Source organism: [Eubacterium] eligens ATCC 27750 (assembly GCF_000146185.1).
Classification (GTDB): Bacteria; Bacillota; Clostridia; order Lachnospirales; family Lachnospiraceae; genus Lachnospira; species Lachnospira eligens.
This window is the reverse complement of sequence record NC_012778.1, coordinates 370,791-395,509: the sequence shown is the minus strand read 5'-3', so window position 1 is coordinate 395,509 and position 24,719 is coordinate 370,791. Positions and strand designations below refer to the sequence as shown.

General features: G+C 39.0%; 19 protein-coding genes. 3 read left to right on the top strand and 16 right to left on the bottom strand.

Going from position 1 to position 24,719, the window contains the following annotated elements:
• Positions 1 to 37: 37 nt before the first annotated feature.
• Both secA and hpf read right to left on the bottom strand, forming a co-directional pair.
• Entirely contained in the window at positions 38 to 2,605 is a 2,568-nt protein-coding gene (secA, locus tag EUBELI_RS01770; protein WP_041687905.1) for a preprotein translocase subunit SecA, read from the bottom strand.
• 194 nt (positions 2,606 to 2,799) lie between these two features.
• Positions 2,800 to 3,327: a ribosome hibernation-promoting factor, HPF/YfiA family gene (gene hpf / locus EUBELI_RS01765; RefSeq protein WP_012738636.1), complete on the bottom strand. Its 528-nt coding sequence runs from the start codon at positions 3,325 to 3,327 to the stop codon at positions 2,800 to 2,802.
• 615 nt (positions 3,328 to 3,942) lie between these two features.
• Here hpf and ymfI point away from each other — a divergent pair.
• Positions 3,943 to 4,674, top strand: a complete 732-nt coding sequence (gene ymfI / locus EUBELI_RS01760; protein ID WP_041687903.1) for an elongation factor P 5-aminopentanone reductase — start codon at positions 3,943 to 3,945, stop codon at positions 4,672 to 4,674.
• Here the strand turns inward: ymfI and EUBELI_RS01755 are convergent, their stop codons facing one another.
• Complete coding sequence (locus EUBELI_RS01755) at positions 4,675 to 5,844, bottom strand: cation diffusion facilitator family transporter (RefSeq protein WP_041687901.1); 1,170 nt, start codon at positions 5,842 to 5,844, stop codon at positions 4,675 to 4,677.
• A gap of 160 nt (positions 5,845 to 6,004) precedes the next feature.
• Here EUBELI_RS01755 and EUBELI_RS01750 point away from each other — a divergent pair, with 160 nt between their 5' ends.
• Positions 6,005 to 7,438 carry a serine hydrolase domain-containing protein gene (locus EUBELI_RS01750; RefSeq protein ID WP_012738633.1) on the top strand — a complete coding sequence of 478 codons (1,434 nt, stop codon included), beginning with the start codon at positions 6,005 to 6,007 and terminating at the stop codon, positions 7,436 to 7,438.
• 80 nt (positions 7,439 to 7,518) lie between these two features.
• Here EUBELI_RS01750 and EUBELI_RS01745 read toward each other — a convergent pair whose 3' ends face one another.
• The 5 genes from EUBELI_RS01745 to EUBELI_RS01725 form a co-directional block, all read right to left on the bottom strand.
• Positions 7,519 to 8,412, bottom strand: a complete 894-nt coding sequence (locus EUBELI_RS01745; RefSeq protein WP_012738632.1) for a hypothetical protein — start codon at positions 8,410 to 8,412, stop codon at positions 7,519 to 7,521.
• A 137-nt stretch (positions 8,413 to 8,549) separates the two neighbouring features.
• A complete protein-coding gene (locus EUBELI_RS01740) occupies positions 8,550 to 9,731 on the bottom strand; it encodes a CgeB family protein (RefSeq protein WP_012738631.1) in 1,182 nt (393 codons plus the stop codon).
• A complete protein-coding gene (gene aroA, locus EUBELI_RS01735; protein WP_012738630.1) occupies positions 9,728 to 11,023 on the bottom strand; it encodes a 3-phosphoshikimate 1-carboxyvinyltransferase in 1,296 nt (431 codons plus the stop codon). The genes EUBELI_RS01740 and aroA overlap by 4 nt, the downstream gene beginning before the upstream one ends.
• A 25-nt stretch (positions 11,024 to 11,048) precedes the next feature.
• Positions 11,049 to 12,422, bottom strand: coding sequence for a citrate/2-methylcitrate synthase (locus EUBELI_RS01730; protein WP_041687900.1), 1,374 nt, complete (start codon positions 12,420 to 12,422; stop codon positions 11,049 to 11,051).
• An 81-nt stretch (positions 12,423 to 12,503) separates the two neighbouring features.
• The gene (locus EUBELI_RS01725; protein ID WP_012738628.1) at positions 12,504 to 13,055 is read right to left on the bottom strand and encodes a YcxB family protein; all 552 of its coding nucleotides are present in this window, start codon (positions 13,053 to 13,055) and stop codon (positions 12,504 to 12,506) included.
• A gap of 636 nt (positions 13,056 to 13,691) precedes the next feature.
• Here EUBELI_RS01725 and EUBELI_RS01720 point away from each other — a divergent pair.
• Positions 13,692 to 14,456, top strand: coding sequence for an SDR family NAD(P)-dependent oxidoreductase (locus tag EUBELI_RS01720; RefSeq protein WP_012738627.1), 765 nt, complete (start codon positions 13,692 to 13,694; stop codon positions 14,454 to 14,456).
• 22 nt (positions 14,457 to 14,478) lie between these two features.
• Here the strand turns inward: EUBELI_RS01720 and EUBELI_RS01715 are convergent, their stop codons facing one another.
• The 8 genes from EUBELI_RS01715 to EUBELI_RS01680 all read right to left on the bottom strand — a co-directional run bounded on the left by EUBELI_RS01715 (position 14,479) and on the right by EUBELI_RS01680 (position 24,645).
• Positions 14,479 to 15,498, bottom strand: a complete 1,020-nt coding sequence (locus tag EUBELI_RS01715) for a tRNA dihydrouridine synthase (RefSeq protein WP_041687899.1) — start codon at positions 15,496 to 15,498, stop codon at positions 14,479 to 14,481.
• Between the two features lie 16 nt (positions 15,499 to 15,514).
• Entirely contained in the window at positions 15,515 to 16,846 is a 1,332-nt protein-coding gene (locus tag EUBELI_RS01710) for a M18 family aminopeptidase (RefSeq protein WP_012738625.1), read from the bottom strand.
• A 12-nt stretch (positions 16,847 to 16,858) separates the two neighbouring features.
• On the bottom strand, positions 16,859 to 18,286 hold the full coding sequence (locus EUBELI_RS01705) for a hypothetical protein (protein WP_041687898.1): 1,428 nt from the start codon (positions 18,284 to 18,286) through the stop codon (positions 16,859 to 16,861).
• Positions 18,287 to 18,846: 560 nt separating this feature from the next.
• Complete coding sequence (locus EUBELI_RS01700; protein WP_012738623.1) at positions 18,847 to 19,383, bottom strand: histidine phosphatase family protein; 537 nt, start codon at positions 19,381 to 19,383, stop codon at positions 18,847 to 18,849.
• A gap of 360 nt (positions 19,384 to 19,743) precedes the next feature.
• Positions 19,744 to 21,096 (bottom strand): AAA family ATPase, encoded by a 1,353-nt coding sequence (locus EUBELI_RS01695; RefSeq protein WP_012738622.1) that lies wholly within the window; start codon positions 21,094 to 21,096, stop codon positions 19,744 to 19,746.
• A gap of 31 nt (positions 21,097 to 21,127) precedes the next feature.
• The gene (locus EUBELI_RS01690; protein WP_012738621.1) at positions 21,128 to 21,940 is read right to left on the bottom strand and encodes a TPM domain-containing protein; all 813 of its coding nucleotides are present in this window, start codon (positions 21,938 to 21,940) and stop codon (positions 21,128 to 21,130) included.
• Positions 21,927 to 23,489 (bottom strand): hypothetical protein, encoded by a 1,563-nt coding sequence (locus tag EUBELI_RS01685; RefSeq protein ID WP_012738620.1) that lies wholly within the window; start codon positions 23,487 to 23,489, stop codon positions 21,927 to 21,929. Before EUBELI_RS01685 ends, EUBELI_RS01690 begins: the two co-directional genes overlap by 14 nt.
• Positions 23,490 to 23,526: 37 nt before the next feature.
• Complete coding sequence (locus tag EUBELI_RS01680) at positions 23,527 to 24,645, bottom strand: SLC13 family permease (RefSeq protein ID WP_012738619.1); 1,119 nt, start codon at positions 24,643 to 24,645, stop codon at positions 23,527 to 23,529.
• Positions 24,646 to 24,719: the final 74 nt, after the last annotated feature.

Below are 24,719 nucleotides of genomic sequence, written 5' to 3'. Positions count from 1 at the left end.
TCCAGACATTCCGCGTCCCAAAAGTCATATTATAAACTTATGCCTGTCTTCCACAACAGTTCTTATACTTCTTACCGCTTCCACAAGGGCATGGATCGTTAGGATATATCTTCTTCTCTGTTCTTCTTGCAGGACCCTTTACAGAAGGTCCTTCATCCTTATTAGTTCCAGTCACCTTGGCTACCTGTTCTCGTTCTATCTTCTGTTCAACCTGAATATGCATAAGAAGTCTTATTGTATCTTCCGCTATACCTGCTGTCATTTCATCAAACATGTCATAGCCCATCATCTTATACTGTACAACCGGATCTCTCTGACCAAGAGCCTGAAGTCCTATACCCTGTTTCAACTGATCCATATCATCGATATGATCCATCCACTTTCTGTCAATTACCTTAAGCAGGATTACTCTCTCAATTTCTCTGATCTGTTCTGACTCTGGGAATAACGCTTCCTTATCCTCATATAGTTTGACAGCCTTCTCTTTTAAATCATGTATTAATTCATTCTTATTCCTGATGTTTTCTCTATATACAACCTTTTCAATCGGAATTGTAGGAAGCAGAAGCTCATTAATTTCGTTATAATCCCATTCATTGGCATCTTTATCTTCACCAACACAACGGTTTACAACATTCTCTACATAATCTGTTATCATCTTCATAATAGAATTACGCATGCTTTCTCCATCAAGAACTCTTCTTCTTTCAGCATACATAATCTCTCTCTGCTCATTCATAACCTGATCATACTCAAGAAGATGGCTTCTGATACCAAAGTTATTAGTCTCAATCTTCTTCTGAGCTGTCTCTATAGCCTTGCTTAACATCTTATGCTCAATCTGCTCATCCTCAGATACCCCAAGACTGTTGAAAATATTCATAAGTCTTTCCTGTGCAAACAGCCTCATAAGATCATCTTCAAGAGAAATGTAGAATCTTGATTCACCAGGATCTCCCTGTCGTCCAGAACGTCCACGTAACTGGTTATCAATACGACGGCTTTCATGTCTTTCTGTACCAATAATCTTAAGACCACCTGCAGCAACAGCCTCATCATCAAGCTTAATATCAGTTCCTCGACCAGCCATGTTAGTAGCAATAGTAACTGCACCATGACGTCCTGCCTCTGATACTATCTGCGCCTCAAGCTCATGGAACTTGGCATTAAGTACATTATGTGGAATCCCCTTCTTTCTTAACATCTCGCTAAGCATTTCAGAAGTCTCAATCGTTATTGTACCTACAAGAACAGGCTGTCCCTTTTCATGAGATTCAATTACGGACTGCACAACTGCATTGAACTTACCTTTCTTAGTCTTAAATACAGCATCATTATTATCAACTCTTATAACAGGCTTGTTAGTTGGAACTTCAACAACGTCCATGTTATAAATTTCACGAAATTCCTTTTCTTCTGTAAGGGCTGTACCTGTCATACCAGCCTTCTTCTCAAACTTATTAAAGAAGTTCTGGAATGTAATAGTTGCCAGAGTCTTGCTCTCTCTCTTAACCTTAACATGCTCTTTAGCTTCAATAGCCTGATGAAGGCCATCTGAATAACGACGTCCTGGCATAATACGGCCTGTAAATTCATCTACTATAAGTACCTCATCATCTTTAACAACATAATCCTTATCCCTGAACATAAGATTATGAGCGCGAAGTGCAAGTGTAACATTATGCTGAATTTCAAGATTCTCAGGATCTGCATAATTATCTATATGGAAGAACTGCTCAACCTTGTGAATACCCTGTTCAGTAAGGTTAACTACCTTATCCTTCTCATTAACGATGAAGTCTCCATCTTCTTCAACTTCCTCGTTCATGATTGCCTGCATCTTAGTTCTCTCACCCTTATATTCGCCTCGCTGTAATTGCCTTGCAAGTATATCACAGAGTTCATATAATTTAGTAGATTTTCCGCTCTGTCCTGAGATAATAAGAGGTGTACGTGCCTCATCAATAAGAACAGAATCGACCTCATCTATAATACAGTACTTAAGATTTCGTAATACAAGTTCATTCTTATATATAGCCATATTATCACGAAGATAATCAAATCCAAGCTCGTTATTCGTTACATATGTAATATCACACGCATATGCAGCCTGTCTTTCTTCTCTTGTTGAGTCATGTAATACGACGCCAACCTTAAGACCCAAAAACTCATGTATCATACCCATCTGCTCAGCATCTCGCTTAGCAAGGTAGTCATTAACAGTAACTACGATTACGCCCTCTTCTGTAAGTGCATTAAGATATGCAGGAAGTGTACACACAAGTGTCTTACCTTCACCAGTTTTCATCTCTGCAATTCTTCCCTGATGAAGAATAATACCTCCAATAAGCTGAACATGATAATGTTCCATGCCAAGAACTCTCTTACCAGCCTCTCTTACTGTCGCAAATGCTTCTGGAAGAATATCATCAAGAGTCTCTCCCTTTGCTAATCTGTCCTTGAATTCTTTAGTCTTTGCTTTAAGCTCTTCATCGCTTAACTTGCCATAAGATTCTTTATAACTTTCAATCTTATCTGCAATTGGATATATTCTTTTTAATTCATGTTCACTATGTGTTCCAAATAATTTCTGAGCTAATCCCATTACTTTATACTTCTCCTTATAAAAGCCTATTTGTGTTGTAATTGTATCACTATTTAGACATTCTATCAAGTAAAGTTAAACCATTAAAATTTTATTAATTAAAAACAATTCCATGGCAAAAATACCGCCTGCTGGTATTAAATCAACAGACGGTATCTTCAGAAAGTGGTAATATGAAAAAAATACTAAACTAATTAATCTAATTCTGGTTCAATCAAACCATATGTGTTGCCTTTTCTCTTATACACAACATTAACTTCCTCTGTCTCTGAATTAAAGAATACATAGAAATTATGTCCAAGAAGCTCCATCTGAACGCATGCTTCTTCAGGATCCATTGGCTTGATTCCAAATCTCTTGGTTCTGATAATCTTAACCTCATCATCATCATAATCTTTCTCTACGAATTCCTGTGCAAATGCTGCTGCATTCTGCTGCTTGTCAACAATCTTATTCTTATACTTCTTTAACTGACGCTCGATAACCTCTTCTACAAGATCAATTGAAACATACATATCGCTGCTTACCTGCTCGCTTCTTATGATGTTACCCTTAACCGGAATAGTTACCTCAATCTTCTGTCTTTCTTTTTCCACACTTAAAGTCACATTAACTTCTGTCTCTGGTGCAAAGAATCGGTCAAGCTTTCCAAGCTTCTCCTCTACTGCTGACTTTAATCCCTCTGTTATATCAATATTTCTTCCTGTAATTATAAATCTCATGATGTCCAACTCCTTTACGTGTTTTATAATCGTGGGCAGAGGTAAGAATCTGATCGTAATTCCTTTCCAACCTTCTCTTTATAAAATCTATCAGACATTCTTCCTTCTTAAATCACCGCATGTGTCGAAAGAATATATACACATGCAGCTAACACGACCTAAGATACATTTCTGTATGCTTATTTTATGTAAGTATTATATCATATATTTGTAAATTAACAAGTATGTCCTTTAATTATTTTATGCATATATGTCAAGTATCATATTAAAGTTTTTTGATTTTTTGCAATATTTAACAAAACATTTATTCTTTTTTACCTGCAGTTAAACATGATTAACTTTTTGTGGATTTCTGTGGATAATGTGGATAACTTAGTTGATAAGTGTTTTTTTAGATAAAATTGGCATTTTTTATTGTGGATAACTTTTTTTAATATTCAAAATTAATGTCAAGCAATTATTGAAATAAATACAATCTGAATTTCTTTTTGGTAAGTATGCACAAGGCAGTTTTTGTCAATATATGTTTTTAATTTTTATATGGAAATATCCAGTGTTTTCCTGTATTATAATAACGATATTATTAAAATCAAATCGTTTTAAGAGAGGCATATTATCATGAAAAAAACTATAGTTATAACAGGAGCATCCCGAGGAATCGGAAGAGCCATTGCAATAGAACTCGCTGGAAAAGATACTAATATTGTTATTAACTGTGTGAATAATGTGGATAAACTAAATGAAGTAAAATCCATTATTGAGGAAAAAGGAAGTGAATGTGAAACATTTGCAGGCGATATGGGAAATTACAGTGATGTACAGAAAATGTTTGACATGTGCCTTCAGCGTTTCGGCCAGGTTGATGTGCTTATCAACAATGCCGGAATATCTGTTGTCGGGCTTTTTCAGGATATGAGCGAAGATGAGTGGCACAGGATATGTAACACTAATATAGATTCTGTCTTTAACTGCTGCCATTTTGCCGTTAAAGATATGATGAAAAGGCACTGTGGTAAGATTATTAATATATCTTCTGTGTGGGGATTATATGGTGCAAGCTGTGAGGTTGCATATTCAGCAACCAAGGGGGCAGTCAATTCATTTACAAGGGCACTTGCAAAAGAACTTGCTCCTAGTGGTATTCAAGTCAACGCTGTTGCCTGCGGAGCTATTGACACAGAGATGAACGGTCATCTCTCAGATGATGACAAGGCAGAACTTGCCGAAGAGATTCCTGCAGGCCGGTTTGGAGCCCCGCAGGAAGTCGCTGAACTTGTTAAATCTCTTTCCGGAATTAACAACTACCTTACTGGTCAGATAATAACTCTTGATGGCGGCTGGATTTAATCAGCCTGTATAACTTTTATCAATATTAATCACGGCGTGGCACTCGCTCTGCTTCTCCGTGATTTTTTTCTGAATCTGTTTCTTTATCTCGTCATCTGAAAGATGATAATTATAAGGAACAAGCACATCAAATATAAGATTCGTTATATATGGACCTTTAACAGTCCTGAAATCATGTATATCCAGTTCCTCACCTACTGACTTTACAACCGCAATAGTCATCTTTCGCAAATGATTTATCACCTCATCATCTGTAACTACCGGATCCATATGTATGCTTATAAAGCATTTCATGCGCTTTTCAACTCTTCTTTCGGCCATATCTATATAATCATGTGCCTCCATCATGTCCATATTAGCCGGAACCTCTGCATGAAGCGATGCATATACTCTGCCCGGACCGTAATTATGCACAATCAGGTCGTGAACTCCTATTATATGCTTATCCTGAAGAACAATATTCTCAAGTTCCTGTACAAATTCTTTCGTTGGTGGCTGACCAAGAAGTGGCTGCAATGTATCTTTTGCCGCACCAAAACCAGCTAATATTACAAATACTGCAACAACAACTCCTGCTATTCCATCTATATTAATATCCGAAAACAGGGTAAGAAGCACTCCTATAAGGACTACTGATGTTGCAACGCAGTCTGACAGGCTGTCTGTAGCCGTTGCCTTCATTGCAGCAGAATCCACCTTATTGCCAAGATATTTGTTGAATTTAGCCATCCACATTTTCATAAGGATTGATAACACAAGTATAATAATAGATGGTACGGATACCTCAAGCGGCGTAGGATGAAGTATTTTTCTGAATGATGTTGTCATCAGTTCAAAGCCCATAATTATAATTGCTCCTGATACTATGAAGCCTGATATATATTCGATTCTTCCATGACCATACGGATGTTCATAATCAGCCGGCTTTCCAGCAAGCTTAAAGCCTATAAGTGTAACAATTGAAGATCCTGCATCCGATAAATTATTGACCGCATCCGCCATTATTGAAACTGATGCCGTAAGCACTCCTGCAAGTATCTTTGCTAAAAACAGTATAAGATTACAGATTATTCCCACAATCCCGGCAAACACACCGTATCTTGTACGGACTTCGGGGTTCTTCGTCTTATCATAATCTTTTACGAACCTCTTAAGTAATAAATCTATCATTTCCTTCTCCTTCATGCTCTCTGGCATATTTACATTAAGTATATACTATATTGGACTTAATTTAAAGATTCATATTTTTTGATTTACAGTATATACCAAAAAGGATTATAATAAAAATAATTATTGTGTTTAATCATTACAACTATCTTGGAGGACAACAATGTTAGACTTTGAAAAAGTAATACCAGAGGAGGTAGGAATATCTTCCACAGGACTTATCAGCTTTGCCAGAAAGCTTGAATGTAACAACCTTCCGATGCACAGCATAATTGTTATGCGACATGGTAAGATATGTATGGAAAGCTACTATGCACCATACACGAAAGACACTCTTCACAGAATGTTTTCTGTCACTAAATCATTTGTTTCACTTGCCATAGGGCTACTTGCTGATGAAGGCAGAATATCACTTGATGACCATATTGCAGATTATTTCCCTGAAAAGCAGCCCGAAACAGGTGTGCACCCATATATGCAGATGCTCACAATAAGGCAGATGCTCACAATGAGAACATGTCATGATGTGAATGCATACAAAATCGGAGGTTCCCCTGACTGGGTAGGTTCTTTCTTCACTGTTACACCCGACCATGTTCCTGGAACTAATTTCTCTTATGATACAGCTTCAACACATACATTGGGTGCACTTGTTGAAAAGCTCACGGGTATGGAACTGCTTGATTATCTGAGAACGAAATTCTTAGATGAATTAGGGTTTTCTAAAGAAGCATTTATATTAAAATCTCCTGATGGCAAAGTAAGCATGGGCGGTTCAGGAATGTGTGCAACACCACAGGATATTCTTAAGGTTATGTATATTGTATCTCAGAATGGTAAACTTGATGGAAAGCAGTTGCTGCCTTCCGGATATCTTAAGGAGGCAACTGTTAAGCATAGTGACCCTTATGGAAAATCAGGTTCATGGGAAGAAATGCAGGGCTATGGCTACCAGATATGGATGACAACTCACAATGGTTATGCATTTTTTGGCATGGGCGGACAGCTTGCCGTATATTACCCAGATAAAGATGTTATTCTTGTTACCACTGCTGATGCACAGGGTCGTCAGGGTGGAGTACAGCTGATATATGATACATTTTACGAAGAAGTATACAGCCATATTGATACATGTACTGATAATAGTGATTATGAAGAATTCCAGAAGTTCGAGAATTCACGCCAGCTTCTTGTGCAGCCGGGCGAATATAGTTCAGACCTTGTAAGCAAAATCAACGGACAAAACTACGAATTTGGCACTAATCCATGTGGTGTAACAGACATAAAGCTTACATTTAACGGAGATGAAGGAACATTTTTCTATACTAATGCAACAGGAAATCACGAGCTGCATTTCGGACTCGGAAAGAATGTTTTCCAGAACTTCCCTGATTATAATTTCAAATGTGGTGCAAGCGCAGCTTTCAGAGCAGACAATAATCTTCTTATCAAAGTGCAGATTATTGATAGTTCCGTCGGCAATATGTATATATCATTAAGCTATATTGATGATTATGTTACAGTTATGATGAGAAAGCTTGAAGAGAGTTATTTTAATGAATACGATGGTGTGTTCAGTGGAAAGCTTAAAAACTAAAAATTCCCGGCAGACCATTGTGTATTCACACTTCCGGTCTGCCGGGAATCATTAATTATAACCAATTATCAAATTGTTAATTAGAACATAAGTCTTAATACCCATGTAAGGAAATTAACTGCAACATATGAGATTGCCATTATAAGAGGTATCTTCTTCTCATCCTTGCATAATGCACGGATTGCTATGTATACAAATGCATATCCTGCTACATTAGAAAATACTGTTACGCATGAAGATATTCTGTCAATGAATCCTACTGATGTAAGACCTGTTACCCAGCTGAGTAACTCTGCTGGTATACCAAGTACTGCTGTAATGGCATATACTGCAAGGCCCTGCATATATGTAACATTAGCCTTGTTAAATGCCTTTGCAAGAAGCATAACTACAAGTGCAATTACAGCTGCCGCTACTGCTACCAGAAGAATCTCAAGAAGCATGTTCTTGAATATTGAGCCTGCTGGATATGGCTTGGTATTAGTATATGAGCTGTAGTAAGATGAAAGTAAGCTGTCAAGCTCTTTACTTCCTGTTGTAACCTTTGCCTTACTGTTAGCAATTAACATATCAAATAATCTTGTAAGCATGTTAATAATTGCCTGACCACCAATAAGTATTGCAATCATAATAACATTAGCTTTAGCAACAAATGCTGATACCGTTTCTACCGGTGATGTAAACAATCCCTTCAATACATTAACATAATCAAGGGCTGCATTAGCTCCCGCCTTCTTAACAGCGTCCATCTGCTGTGAAGCCTGCTGCTGATTAAATCCCTGCTGTGCCTGCTGATATGTCTGCTGACCTGCTCCCTGTTGGAATGTCTGCTGTGCTGCTCCGGCTGGCTGCTGTGCTGCCTGCTGGTTAAATTCCTGCTGTGGCTGTGCCGCTCCGGCTGGCTGCTGTGCCTGCTGACATGTACAGACTTCTCCATCCTGTAACTGTCTTCCACAATACTTACAAAAACTCATTTTTTTCCCTCCTTAAAGTAAAAGTTATAATATTGTATGGCTGTTGTCTCAACCTTTTTTATAATACCATATATATTTATTGTAAACAATGGTCATATATGCACATTTCAATATAGTAAACTGTTATAAATTGAACTTTAATGCTTTAACATACCACATTTATCAAGTATGAACTCCATTCTCTTTTCATATGAATGAAACTTCTCTGCTTTTTCATGTCCGTTTCTTGCAATCTGTGCACGCTCATCCTCATGATTAAGATAATACTCTGTCTTTCTTAACAAGTCATCATGGCTTTCGTAATACACATAGTCTTTTCCATTCTCGAAAAAATCCATATATTCAAGCTGGAAGCTGGTCATAAGAAATCCACCTGCACCGACAATATCCCACGCCCGAAGCGGAATTCCCGTACGGATATTACGCATTACAGGATTAATATTAATCCTGCTGCAATTAAACACCTTCGGCATATCTGTCATATAATTAACTGCACCCTTAAGATTAACCCCTATAAGCTCTTTATCCGGATCATCCGTATAGAGGTCTGTCGGAAAATGCTTTGCAAGCTTGTTAAGTATCTGCACCCTCTCTATATTAGCAAGTTTGAAACCTAAAAATGTTGATGAAAACACAAGTGCAATATCTGAAAATGCTCTTTCATCCTGCTTAAAATCTATAAGCTCACATAACTTTTCAAGTATATCAACTGTAAGCACCTTATCGAATATGCTGTCACCATAGATTTCCATCTGTGCTGCCATTGCCGCATCAAAATACCCTCTTAAATATTCCGGCAGCCTATCTTTTATTTCATCATAAGAATTCCTGTGATACATTCCTCCAACAAATGATACTTCACTGTGCCATTTGTTCCGTTCATCAGCAGTAAGTGAACCTGTTATCTTACCAACACGGGAACAGTTTACAGCAAGTGGAAGATACCACACATGTTCTGCTCCAAGATTTTTTAGTTCCTCACAATAAAATCTGTCAAATATAAATATATAGTTACATTTATTAAATAATGACTGATGATACAGTGATATAAGCGGACTATCTACCGTCCATGCGATATATTTTTTTCCAAGCTCTTCACATAAATCCGATACATGTGGAAAATAATTAAGTGAAAAAATACAATCGTATGCAGAAAAGACCTGCCTAAGCTCCTCATAATCGCGGAGCTTAAAGCCGGTCTCATCATCCTTGTCTATTACTGTTTCTGTGTAATCATGTACTTCATGTCCGAAATATTCAATCGCAGACTTTACATCATCCTGATTGAACACCTTCCATCTGTATAAAAGTATTCTCATTGTGCACATGCCTTTTCAAGTACTTCAAAATAGTTCTCAAATGTTTTACAACAGCATTCATAATTATCAATTATTATTCCATCAACACGCAGGCCGATTAGTGCGAAAGACATTGCCATTCTATGGTCATTATATGTGTCAACTACACCTGGCTTAACATTGGCTGGAGATATCTCTATACGGTCTCTTCCCTCTTTGACATCAACACCAAGATTGTTAAGCTCGTTGACCATAGCCTCAATTCTGTCTGACTCCTGTAATCGTATATGTTCAATATTCTTGATAACTGTAGTAGTCTTTGCAAATGGAGCAATAGCTGCAAGTGTCATTGACTGGTCTGAGAAATCATTCATATCAACATCCACACCGCAATATTCTCCATCCTTAGGTCCGCTGACGCATATACCCTCGCGTTCCTCTGTCACAGCACAACCCATCTGCTTAAGCACATCTATGAACTTAAGGTCACCCTGCATTGAATTTGAATGTACACCTTTGACAATAGCTGTTCCGCCTATAAGAGCTGCTGCTGCATAAAAATAGCAGGCTGCTGAAACATCCGGTTCAATATAATATGTCTGTGGATAGTAACCCGAACCCGCAGGGACTACATATTCTGCCCCTTTATGGTCTACCACACATCCAAACTGTTCCATCATCTTAGCTGTTATACGCACATATGATCCTTCTGTTTTATTACTTGTAATATGAACATGTATTCCTTCTTCAAGCATCGGAGATGTCATCATAAGCGCGCTTAAGAATTGTGTGCTTTCACTTATACTTATTGAAACATGATTCTGTGGCTTCTTCCCACCATACGCTGCACCTTTTACATTAACCGGAAGATGTCCGTCTTTCTCTAGAAACTCAATCTCTGCTCCCATACTCTGTAATGCTTCAAAAAGCGGAAGCATAGGTCTTTTCTTCATCTGTTCAGAAGCTTCAATTGTGTACTCACCATCTGATAACGCAAGCATGGCTGTAAGGAATCTTGCCGCTGTTCCGGCACTTCCTACATTGATTGTTGCTCTCTTCTTTGGAATATCTCTTCCATGTCCATGAATGATAACATATCGTTCAACTTCGTTTACTTCGATAATATATCCAAGTGCGATAAGACTTAAAAGAAAATGTCTCGAATCGTCACTGAACAAAACTCCTTTAAGGGTACATTCACCCTGTGATAAAGCTGCCATAAGCAGCGCTCTGTTAGTAATACTCTTTGAACCAGGCACTTCAACTGTACAGTGAATCGGGTGGTCCAGCTTCTTAACCTTGTACTGTGACATAATTTTACTACTCCATTAAACGTAATTATCTCTCGTCCATATCAACATATGGTCTGTGATGTCCAACATATTTGTATGCAGGACGGATAATCTTTCCTGCATTAACAAGTTCCTCAAGTCTGTGTGCACACCAGCCTGAAATTCTAGAAGTTGCAAACATTGGTGTAAACATTTCTTCTGGAATACCAAGCATTGTGTATACAAATCCACTATAGAAATCGACATTGGCACAGACTGGCTTAAACATCTTTCTCTTGTTCATGATAAGCTGTCCTGCCTCGCTTTCAACAAGCTCATATAATGCAAATTCTTTCTGCATTCCCTTCTCTTCTGAAAGCTGTTTCGCAAATTTCTTAAGAATAACTGCTCTAGGATCTGAGTTAGTATATACCGCATGACCCATACCATAGATAAGTCCTGCATGGTCAAATGCTTCTTTGTCAAGGATCTTGTTAAGATATGTACATATCTCATCTTTATTGTCCCAATCGCTGCAATGTGCCTTAATATCTGTAAACATTTCCTGAACCTTTAAGTTAGCACCACCATGCTTAGGTCCTTTAAGGGATGCGATTGATGAAGCAATTGCTGAATATGTATCTGTTCCTGATGAAGTAACAACATGAGTTGTAAATGTTGAGTTATTACCACCACCATGCTCTGCATGAAGAACAAGACAAATATCAAGTACCTTTGCTTCAAGTTCTGTAAAGTCTCCGTCATCTCTTAACATATAGAGGATATTCTCGGCTGTTGAATAACCCTTCTTAGGATTCTTTATCATAAGTGTTCCATCAAGCTTAAAATGTCTGTATGACTGATAAGCATATACTGAAAGAAGAGGCATCTTGGCTATAAGCTGAAGACTCTGTCTTAATACATTAGGAATTGAAATATCATCCGGTTTCTCATCATATGAATAAAGACTTAAGATACTCTTCATAAGCGAATTCATAAGATTAGTACTTGTAGCTTTCATAATAACATCTCTGATGAATGCCCCTGAAAGTTCCTGAAGGTCTGTTAAGATTCTTATAAATCTGTCTAACTGATCCTTGTCTGGAAGTACTCCGAATAACAGAAGATATGTCGCTTCTTCAAATCTGAATCTATCAAGGCTGCTTCTCTTGATAAGCTCCTCAACATTATATCCCTGAAAATATAATTCTCCATCTACAGGTATCTTTCTTCCGTGAACACTCTGGTTACCTAATACATCTGATATCTCTGTGAGACCTGTAAGTACGCCGTTACCATTGCTGTCACGAAGACCTCTCTTTACATCATACTCTGTATACAGATTCTGATCGATTATACCTGAGGCTGTACATTCTTTTACAAGTTCCTCAAAATCGCTCTTATCTACTGTTGAAAGTTCCATCATTTCCTGATTGTTCATGGCTTTCCTCCTCCTGATTATTTCCCGCATAGCTAAACGCAGATGAAGATATTATATCTGCTACTAATAGTGTTTGTCAATTTACTGCTGGCTGTTTTCTGTCTCATTTCTCATCCCGATTACAGCATCAGCAAGCTGCCTCAGATCATCTGCACTTCCCTGGGTAAACCCTTTCTTGCCTACAACCAGACAATTATCATCCCCAACAAACAGATATATATTATCAGGATCCTGATTCCATTTCACAATATCATTCCAACTGAATGTATCACTGTCGTTTTCTTCATCTGTAATAATAATATTCTCTGCATCTATCTCATATGAGAATTTAATTCCTACCATCTTTCCATATATATTATAAAATTTCTTTTTATTGCTCTTATCCATTCCAACCATTCCAATGTATAAGAATACCACTGCAACAAGCCCGAACAGTACTATCATAAATGTGTCCGCCTGCTCATTACCTGTCATCTTAAGAACAAGCTCTCTTATCATCATCATTCCGAATATAAGTCCAAACATATTATAAATCAGCTTAAAAGTCTTATATCTACTGTTATCAAAATTACTGGCACGCATGGCACCTTCCATACATTCCTTTGTGAATGCTGTTTCATTCTTAATTGTCATCAATTCCTCCCTGTATAACACTACATTATGAACGCCTCTTTAGCAGGCTTTATCTAAAGAATAATTTTAAGCCCGGCGGGGAGGTGTGTCAATGTTATATTGCGAGGGCGGTGGGCTTGTGCGGCTGGATGCCGAGTGGCTGGCTGACAGTCGTGTGCCTGACTTGGTGCCGGCTCTGGTTTTGTAGCATATATTGGATGAATCTGCTATAATGCTGTTATACATTTCCTATAAGGATATCTATGTTTCAAAATTTATAGGCATATTATTATTGATGAAGAGTTGTATGGTATGATTTTTTTGTCGTGATACCTATAGGTAGTCGTATATTCTGACAGCTTATAGGTACTCCCTGCACTTTTTTCTATCTCACCAAACATTATCCTTGCCAGAAAGCTGAAAACCACCTATAAACAACACAGTTTTATGTCATCTATAGGTATTTACAGTGAAATCTGCGCTTTATGAGCAGGAATCATACTATTTCTGCCTATAAACAAAAGAAATAATATCTTCTTATAGGTTTTTCTCAATATTCTCTGACAATACTGCGCAAGTATTTCACAGATAAATGTCTGTGAAATCAGAAAACAGAAAAATGTATGGATAGCCTAGCGAAAAGAAAGGAGTCTTCTTATGAAACTTGCTTGTATTACCGGAGCATCTTCCGGCATTGGAAAAGAATTTGCATATCTGCTTTCAGACCTTGAATATGACCTGATTCTGGTCGGAAGAAACACAGACGCGCTTCACGAAATTGCTAACAATGTTGCTGTCAGATGCAAATGTATCACATGTGACTTGTCTGATGAGAAATCGTGCGTAAAGCTTGGAAGGAAGCTTCGTCAGTATCCACTTGATATTATGATTAATAATGCCGGGTTCGGAGAACTTGGTGAATTCACAGAAACTAAGCTTAAGAATGACATTAACATGATTAATGTCAATATTAAAGCTGTGCATATACTTACAAAGGCCGTACTTCCAGGCTTTATACAGCGTGACAGGGGCTACATCATGAATGTTGCATCAAGTGCCGGACTGCTTCCGGGTGGACCTTATATGTCTACCTATTATGCAACCAAAGCATATGTGACAAGCCTTACCACTGCAATCCACGGGGAACTGCGCGACTTAAAGAGTAACGTTCACATAAGCATGCTCTGTCCAGGTCCTGTTGATACCAACTTCAACAATGTTGCCAATGTAAAGTTCGCATTATCCGGAATTCCTGCTGATTACTGCGCCTATTATGCACTTTGTAAAATGTTTACAGGCAAACTTACCATTATTCCGACATTTACAATGAAAGCCGGAGTTTTTGGCAGCAGATTCCTGCCAAGACAGGTGCTTGCCTTTATGACAGGTCACCAGCAGAAAAAGAAGACAGACAATATCTGATATGATACTGCCTGTCACTGATTTAGAATTTTTTTGAAAATATAATATTCTTTCTTTCAACAAGCATTGCCTTGTTGAAGAACACATCAACTGCAGCCTTGTAATCAGCCATTCTCTGGGATTTCTTGATTGCCTTGATTTCTTTTTTGCAGTCATCAAACACATATTCCATATAACACCACATTTCTTTCATTCTGTGTATGGCATGTGTATCTCCCGGCATTATGGCTGTGCGGGCTGCGTATACAAGGTCGTGAAGCTCTTTCATCAGCTTCTTGTCTGCATTAAGGTCCCGCACCATCGCCTGAGGATTATCATCTGTTAATACATTAATCAGTCCGGGGTCCGCGATAAGCCCTCTTCCAAGCATAAATGTATCAACCTCCGGAAACATCTCCTTCATTTCAAGGAAATTCTTCCTTGTAAATATATCTCCGTTAAGCACTAATTTATTCCTGCTGTTATCAACAGCATAACGGAAAGCGTCAAGATGCAGCTCATTTCTGTAATAATCTGTACGCACTCTCGGATGAACAATAAGTTCCTCAAGAGGATAAGAATTATACACCTCCATTATCTGTGGAAAACTGTCATCATCTTCAACACCGATTCGTGTCTTGACCGAAACCTTAATATTCTCTCTTATAAATGCATCCTCAAACACCTCATCAAGAAAACGGTCGAGCTTTTCTGTGTCGCGAAGCATTCCTGAGCCTTTATCCTTTGAAACAACTGTGCCTGACGGACAGCCGGCATTAAGATTAATCTCGCTGTAGCCGTATTTTTCATAAAGCATTTTTGCTGTCCATATAAAATCCTTAGCTTCATTAGTCATGACCTGTACAACCGTATATGTATCCTTATTATGCCCGCGGTCTATGTCCCTTATCTCTCTTGCAAGAAAATTCTCTGACTTATTAGGTGAGATAAACGGTGTAAAATATTTTGTAATTCTGCCTTTTCCAAATGTTTTCTCGTAGGCGTTACGGTATGTAAAATCTGTAAGCCCCTCCATTGGGGCCATATATATAGTATTGCTCATATACTGTATCTTTCTGTTATTCTAATGTAAATGTGCCGTTGCTGTTAGTCACAATGGCTGTCTCGAAAAATTCTTTTACTGCCTTTATCATGTATTCTGTGTCCATAATTCCTGCTGTCTCGTAAGGTGAGTGCATTGCAAGCTGCGCAAGCCCGATATCTACTGTGTTCATTGACACATGGCAGTTAGCTATATTTCCAAGTGTTGAACCACCCGGAATATCTGAACGGTTAGCAAATTCCTGTGTCGGAACTCCCGCTCTTGTACATATTTCTTTAAATATTGCCGCAGAAACCGCATCTGTTGTGTATTTCTGGTTGGCATTGTATTTGATGACTATACCTTTGTTCATATGAGGTCTGTTAGTCGGATCAGCTTTCTCCTGATAATTAGGATGAACCGCATGCGCATTGTCCGCTGAAAGCATGAAAGAACCTGCACACGCCCTTATATAATCCTCATTATCCTTGCCGGCACACGCAGCTATACGCATAAGCACATCTGATAAAAATGTTGAATCTGCTCCCTGCTTGGTGCTGCTGCCAACCTCTTCATTGTCAAATACCGCACATACCGCAACGCTTTCCTGGTTGCTCTCATCACTGTCTATAAGCGCGTTCATGCATGAATATGCACACATCACATCATCAAGTCTTGGTGCTGATATAAATTCATTATCCGCACCCCATATAGTTCCTGCCTGTCTGTTATACAGAAACAGATCACTGCTTATCACTGACTCTTTATCTGTCTGTGCAGCGTCTGCTATTATGCTGTCAAAAAGCCCTTTGGATTCTGCCTCTCCTATAAGCGGTATCATATCCTTCTGTGCATTATAATTAAGCCCTGTGTTGGCTTCCCTGTTCATGTGAATTGCAAGATTTGGTATTATGCATAAATCCCTGTCTACATTTACAAGGACAGGCTTTAATACTGCACCTTCTCTTACTATTGCCCTTCCAGCAACCGAAAGAGGCCGGTCAAACCACGGTGCCATAAGCATGCCGCCGTATTTTTCCACATTTAACGAAACGTAATTCTTGTCCGGTGTCAGCTCAGGATTCTCTTTTACCTTAAATGACGGTGAATCACTGTGTGCGGCTGCAATCTGGTAATTAGCAAAACCCTCTGTGGCAGGCATCCTGAATGCTATTATGGAAGAATCGTTTCTTGTAGCGTAGTATTTGCCGCCAGATATAAGATGCCATCTGTCCCTTTCGTTAAGGCGCACAAATCCGGCATCGTCCAGCAAATCCATAAAATTCGCCGTTACATGAAATGCTGTAGGACTTTTTTCTATGAACGACATCATATCTTTTGATACATTTATAAATGTGTTCTCTTCCATAACTGCTCCCTTCTATCTGCGTCTGTTATATCTTCTTTTTCTTTTATTATTCTGTACCATCATGACTACTGTTATAATTATTACAATAACTATTACCACCAATATTACTGCAAATACTGCTGTACTTTCTTTCATTCCTTTTTTGACAGCCGTGCCTGATGCTTTATTGTCTGTTGCCTGTGTATTATCGTCTGTTACTACATTTGCAGCATATTCCCTGTAAACTGTCTGATTGCACAGGCTGCATGTTCCTGCCTCTATTCCGTCTTTCTTGTCTGTGCTGGCTGCTTCCTTTACCACGCTGTAACTGTCGACCTTATGCTCATGTATTGTGTAAGTGTCTGAATATGTGTAGCCACATGTACTGCAGGTGTGTGTTGTGTATCCAAAGTCTGATGCTGTTGCTTCTGTCACTACATCTGTGTATGAAGGATTGCTGCACATTTCCGGAAGCAGTGTCACTGAATAATCATATGTCTCATTTCTCTTAAAATCTGATGTGAAGCCTGAATATGCATATGTCCAGTTCATGACCTCACCCATATTTGCCTGACAGTATGCACGGCGGTCTGTATTGTCTTCGAAAAATGTTATCATTCCCTTAACTTTGTTGTTAAGCACTTCGCCCTGATATGTCTTTGACAGTTCCAATGGATATACCATATACATGCCGACAAGTCCGCCATCATGCACATATCCGTGGTCTGAATCATATCCATCTATTGTTATAGAACAATTCCTTATATTAAGGAAACCTGCTGCATACGCGCCTCCCATGAACTGCTCGTCCCTGACCGCTGCGTCTGTATCTACACATACAAGTGTCACATCTGTAGTAATATTATCAAGATTGCCGCTTCCAAATCCAGCGATTCCGCCTGTTCCCCACATTTTAGCTGAATCTGTGAGTGACACATATGTATCCTTAATTATACAGTCTGATATGTCGCTGTCGTCTGCAAGCCCTGCTATTGGTGCCGCAAAACATGGTTCCGTTGTAGTAATCTCAATTCTTGCTCCATATATATCCAGTCCTGTTACTTTCGCACCTGTAAGCACCCCAAAGAAGCCTGCGCCGTATGTTTTGTACTCTTTTCTGTTGCCGTCATAGGTCTTCATTGTCTTCTTGCTTACTGTCTTTACTGACAGGTTAAGTATGCTGTGTCCGTTACCGTCAAATGTTCCCGAAAAATCCCATGGCGTCCACTCAACTCCTGTCATATCTATATCTGTCATCAGTTTATAATTTCCTGACGCACTCTTAGCTGCTTCCACAAGTTCTGACGCTGTTCGGATTTCTGTGTATTCTGATGTTGTCTGGCTTACGGTACTTCCTGATGTTTGTGTATCTGCCTTCGTCATATTAGTCGGAAGTGCTGTCACTGCAAGTATTACTGCTGCTATCGCCGCTGCCTTTTTTATAATTGATTTATTAAACATTTTTATGCCTCTTTCTTCTGATATATTTGCATCTTTCGCTGTCTGATTATAACGCAAAGTAATATTTCGGTCTAGTTTTGTTTTTGTAAATTGTGAGAGACGGACTCCGCGTTAATTATGTATATTTCCCTCCCCAGACACGCTCCCGCTCGGTGGAAAACGTAACGGTACTAAACTCGCCTTGTCGTGCGCCGCTTTACGCGGCTTCTCAGGCTCGTTAAGTGCCGACGTTTTCCAACGGTCTGTGTCGGGGAATATACATAATTAACACGGCTGGCTTTCTCAGCACTGCACGGTGTCGTAAACCTGCCGGCATCACATCTCCTCCCAAATAAGCCTGTGACATCTGGGAGGGGGCGAAGTAAGCGGCGGGCGGGTGGATAGTGTTGGTTTCATACCGTTGAAAAACGCCTGCACTTAATGAGCTGGGAGCCGCATTTTATGCGGCAAACCAACGAATTTAGTACAGCTGCGTTTTTCACCGAGCGGGAGCGTGTCTGAAAATGACACTATCCACCTGCCCGCCGCGTCCGTCCGCCACCACCTCCCAGACGTCAATCTTAAAACTCAAACTTCAATATCTCGCAATTCTTTATCTTAAAAGCCGAAAACTCCTCATTTCCCATATCCTCAAAATATGACTTTACCATTCGTGCAATTCCATTATGTGCAACTAAAAGATATGTTTTATCAGGCTGCGCCTTTATATCGTCAATCAGATTATAAATGCGCTGTGCAAGATGAAGCATTGTCTCTCCTCCATCAAAGCTGCATATAAAGTTACATTTGGCTTTAGCAAATTCTTCTCCATCTCTTGGAGTTGATTCGTATTTACCGAAATTCTGTTCCTTAAGTCTTATCTCTTCGCGCGCTGGTATTCCTGTAATCTCAGATACATGAAGTGCTGTAGCTTTCGCTCTTATAAGTGGCGAATACAGGATTTCATCTATATGTATTCCCTCTGACAGAATTCTTTTCCCCAATTCTACAGCCTGTTCATGCCCCAACTCTGTGAGCGGCGAATCCGTCGCCCCACATATCTTATTCTCAACATTCCAGACAGTCTGACCATGCCTTGTAAAATACACTATTCCCATCGTGTTTCTCCTCTCTTGCCTTTTTAGACTTCATCATGCCCTCTCCCCGCTTCAACGTCCAATCCGCCACGCTTCAGCTTCCCTTTTGGACTTCATCAAACCTTCCCTACACGCTAAAATCCACTCCCCCTCCAGATGAGCTTGCGACATCTGGAGGCGCTGGCGAAGTGAGCGGCGGTCGGGTGGATAGTGTTAGTTTCAGACCGTTGAAAAACGCCTGCACTTAATGAGCTGGGAGCCGCATTTTATGCGGCAAACCAGTGAATTTAGTACAGCTGCGTTTTTCACCGAGCGAGAGCGTGTCTGAAAATGACACTATCCACCCGCCTGCCGCGTCCGTCTGCCACAACCTCCCGTATGTCACAACTCAATCCCTACCAGATCCTCTTTCTCCAGCATCGCCAGTATATTCTTATCCACATCCTTAAGTCCAACTATCCTTGTTGCCTGATTGGATATGGCTTTTTCGAGATAGTTTCTTACATCTCTTGCGTTAGCATAGCCTTCTGGCTTATCGGCTACCCGGTCTGTAAAGAATCTTCTTGCTTCCTCAAGCGCATCACGGGAAAGCATGTATTCCTGTTTCTTGCAGTTGTTTATAAGTATCTCAACCTCTTCCTCGGCTGTATAATCCTCGAAGTTAATGAATTTATTAAATCTTGAACGCAGTCCCGGATTGGAATCTAAGAATTCCTCCATCAGTTCTGTATAACCTGCCACTATTACAACTAAATCATCTCTGTGGTCTTCCATTCCTTTTAATAATGTGTCTACAGCTTCCTGTCCGAAATCGCCCTGACCTTTTCCATTAGTAAGTGTATATGCTTCGTCTATGAACAGGACTCCTCCAAGTGCTGATTCTATTACCTCTGCAGTCTTCGTCACTGTCTGACCTATGTAACCACACACAAGTCCTGAACGGTCTACTTCCACAAGATGTCCTTTTGAGATTGCCCCTATTGCCTTATATATTCTGGCAAGCAGTCTTGCAACTGTCGTCTTTCCTGTTCCTGGATTTCCCATGAATACAAGGTGTTTGTTGACGCTTGTCTGCTTCATTCCCATCTGCTCACGCATTTTCTGAACTTTAAGAAGATTAATAAGTGCATTGACATCTTCTTTAACTGCAGTAAGTCCCGTCAGTGAATTAAGTTCTGCAATTAGTTCATCAGCGTCCGGCTTTTCGTCATCTTCTGTCTCTGCCTGTATTGTCACACTCTTGTAATCAGGACGCAGCAGACCGTATGATTTAAGATTCTCGTCCAGCATCACACAGTATGATGATAAAACATTTATCTCGACCTCGGTGCTTTCAGTATTCGCAGCCAGATATTCCTGTCCGAGCTTCCTGTAGCTTTCTGCCAGCGTCCGCGCCTCTTTGTTGTCGTATCTGTCGTTCTTAATCTTGTGGCCTGCATTGGCAAGTATAAAATACTTAAATGTCTCTGGCATTTTTGTAATATAGCCTGCTCCAAGCATGTTGCGGTTCTTAATATCAGCCGCCATTAAGGCACTGACCTCAAACCCCAGCTTCTTCTTTATAAATGCTTTTTCCTGCTCGCCGTACCTTTCATCTATCATTGATATATATATTAGAAAATGCAGAAACTCCTTCTTAAGATTGTCGCGGAGCCTTGTATTTCCTACCAGCTTCACAATGCCATTCTGCTCTATATAATCACACATTTCGTAGCACATATTAATTGAATCCATATTTATCTCCCCATTATTTTTATAGAGTCATTTAAAAGCTATGTCCTCCGCCGGAACTTCCACCTCCGTCAGACGAACCCCCTCCAGAACCCGAATAATCGCCAGAGCCACCACTGTAATCAGATGACTCCCTCCTTACCGTAGTATGTTCCTTTATCAGTTCCTTGCTGACCTTTACACTAACAAATGAATTGTTTGCTATTCCAACCATTTCTCCACATCTATCTGCTGATTTTCTGCTTGCTCTTGATATTTTAAGAACTGTAAAATTAGCAGTTACTCCGAGCAGCATAGCCAGTAACACATTATTAATAATCTGCATTGGTCTTTTGACTTTACCACCTGCAAGGCAATTTTCTGCCTGTGTAAATGCATTTATTGCGCATTTGCCATAATCTCCTGCTGTAGCACTTTTATAGACATTATCTGTTATTGAATTAGCTTCTGCATTCCGGATTATTTTACGCGTACTACCTGTACAGTACATATATATTTCTCTGTTATACATGTCTATTGTAAACATTATTACTGGTGCAGTCTTTGAACTGCCAAAATGTTCTGCACAATAATTCTGACAGATATCAGCTGTGTTCCTTCCATATTCTGTTGAATCTGTTGTATAAAATATAACATTTGTATCCTTGGATATGCTTTCCATAACATCATACAACTGCGGCTTATCAGTATCTTTTATCAGATAAGCACTATCATCATATATTATTGTATAACTGGTGTCAGTTTTACCACTTTCACTGGCGCTTACCTGCTGTGTGCCAGATATGCCGCATATAATAAAGGAACAGAAAATTATAATTACTGTCAGAAATTTTTTAAGATATCTCAATGTTTTCCTGTCCTCCTTTGTATTCTTTAAACTGCGGCAATGGTCTTGTACAGCTGTAATTATAATCTCTTATAATTCCAATCACCACAATTACTTCTGATGCCAATGCCATGGCTGTCGCGACATAATACCATATATCATGCACAGGATTAATAACTGCGACTGCCATAATGATTATGTTAATTATAACTGAAAGCACAAAAACCGGTGATGGCACTGTATTATTCTTCTTAAGTGCCTCATATTTATGATAGTTCTTAATAATCATAATCACCTGCATTACAAATGTTACTGCACATATTACAGCTTTAACCCATTTGCTGCTTTCCCTGTATTCGGAATTAATTGTTATGACAAAACTTATAATAAAGTACATGAGCATAAATGCTCCAACTGTAATTGCAACTAATTTTGATATGTCCGATTTTTTCAATTTATAAGTTCTTTTTATTTCCCTGTCATACATTTTTCTTATGTTGGCATCGTAAAATAAACCTGCTATAAGATTAAATACTGCTGCTATTCCTATCATTGTCTTTGCTGTAAACATGACACTCTGAAAGCACATAAGAATTATAAATAAAATGGCTGATATGATTGCTGACACACCAAAAAACTTCTTTAAATCTACCGGCAGATCACAATTCATTTTCCCTGTATGTCCATTAATAACAGCATATGCTACCCTGTTTCTGTTCTGATAAGACATAAACCATACCGGTTTTAAAATGTCCTCTTTACAGGATATCTTAATCTGTGGCTCCTGTTCTGTCTTATTTATGTACATGTTGCTTCCGACTTTGCATTTAATCTGATTATTTATGTATTCTTTCGAATTGACATATGCATAATTCTCATATTCTGAAGCTGGCACATCCGACATATCTGCGTAAAATCCGCACAGATAACCTGGTCTGAAATCCACTACTGCCTTTGAATCAGTTGCATCATTTACCGCCTCGCTTAAATCATCCCGGAATAATCCCGAGGCATCATGTGTAATACCTTTTACATAACCATGAACTGGCGCGTGTATTTTCCAGTATTTTTTTGTTGTATATATTTTCTTCTTTTTCTTTTTGGTTGTCTCTGTACTGCCATATGCATCATAAACACCGGCAACCTCCGCATCATAACTATGATATGGCAGATATATTCCTCTGAATTCATTGATTCCGTCCGCTGTCTTATATTCATCAGGTACATACATATTCTTTTTTGCAAAATTCTTGAATTTTGTCTTACATACACGCTTTTCAACTTTAAAAGGGACTATTGATTTCGGCGCATCTATTGTTTCCGTTCTCTGCTGTAAAATTGCAGATGCACCACAATAGCTGCAAAATCCCGCTATTGTATTATCTGCCGTATATATTCTTCCGCCACAGGACGGACATACATATTCATTTATTTCATATAGAGAACTTTCAGCATCTTTGTCCTTTTTTATTGCCTGTACATCATATTTATTACCGCATCGTGAACACCGCAATTTACCTGTTTTTATATCGTATTTTAACTCGGCTCCACAACCTGGACATCCATACATTTCTTCCCCTCCTGTTTTATGTAAGATTTTCCATATGTTATATCAATTTCGTAAACACATACAGCACCACTAGAAATATTATATTGTAAACTGTAAATACGGCAAAATATTTTCCCTTTTTCTCTGGCACTTCATTGGCATACAGCTTGTACGATATGAGGCTCGCCATTGACGCTATAAGCGTACCAAGACCTCCGATGTTCACCCCTATTGCGAGGTTCTTTATATTGTCTGTAAATTCTGATAATAACAGTGCCGCCGGAACATTGCTTATGCACTGGCTTGTTATTATTCCGGCTTCCAGCTCCCGGCCATTCACGATTCCTGCAAGAAAATGTGCCACAGGTTCAACCCTTCCCATATTGCCTGTGAATATGAAGAATCCGATAAATGTTAATAGCAGTGCATAATCTGCCTTCGCAAGCACATTTTTCTCCAGCAGTAATACCGTTATGAGAACGGCTGCTGCAAGTATATACCATGTCAGCACTCTTGCGACAACTAAAAGTGCAAGAATAAATAATACACTGTAGGCCATGACTCGTGGCACTGATGTATTATGTGCAGCTTCGCTGTCTGTATCTTCTATACATATTATTTCGTTCTTATTCTTTATAAGAAGAATTGATATAACCAGAAGCAGGGCTGAAACTATTGTGTATGGCAGCAGCCACATTATGAATTCTCCGATTCCTGTTCCAGCCAGCCCATACAGATACAGATTCTGCGGATTACCAATCGGTGTCAGCATACTTCCAAGATTCGCAGCTATCGTCTGCAATACAACTACTGGTATCATAAGCTCCTGCCTGCCACACTGCTTAAGCATCATTATTGCAAATGGGACAAATGTTATAAGCGACACATCATTTGTTATAATCATGCTGCTAAAGAAATTCAGTCCTACAAGAACTGCAATAAGCTGCCACATTTTTCGTGTTCTTGTAAGAAGGGCATGTCCGATTTTTTCAAAAATGCCGTTCTGCATATAGCCTTTCGTTATTATCATCAAACTCCACAATATTCCAAGTGAACGCCAGTCTATGTAACCGGCATATGCTTTGTCTGGTTTTATAAAAAACATTGAAACGATTGCAAGCACCCAGCTTATTGTAAGTACTGCATCTTTCTTTAAATAATTATAGATTCTCTCCATGACATTTTCTCTCTTAATATAGTAATTGCTTTATATTTTACAATATATTTTTTATCCTTTACAGTATTAGTTGT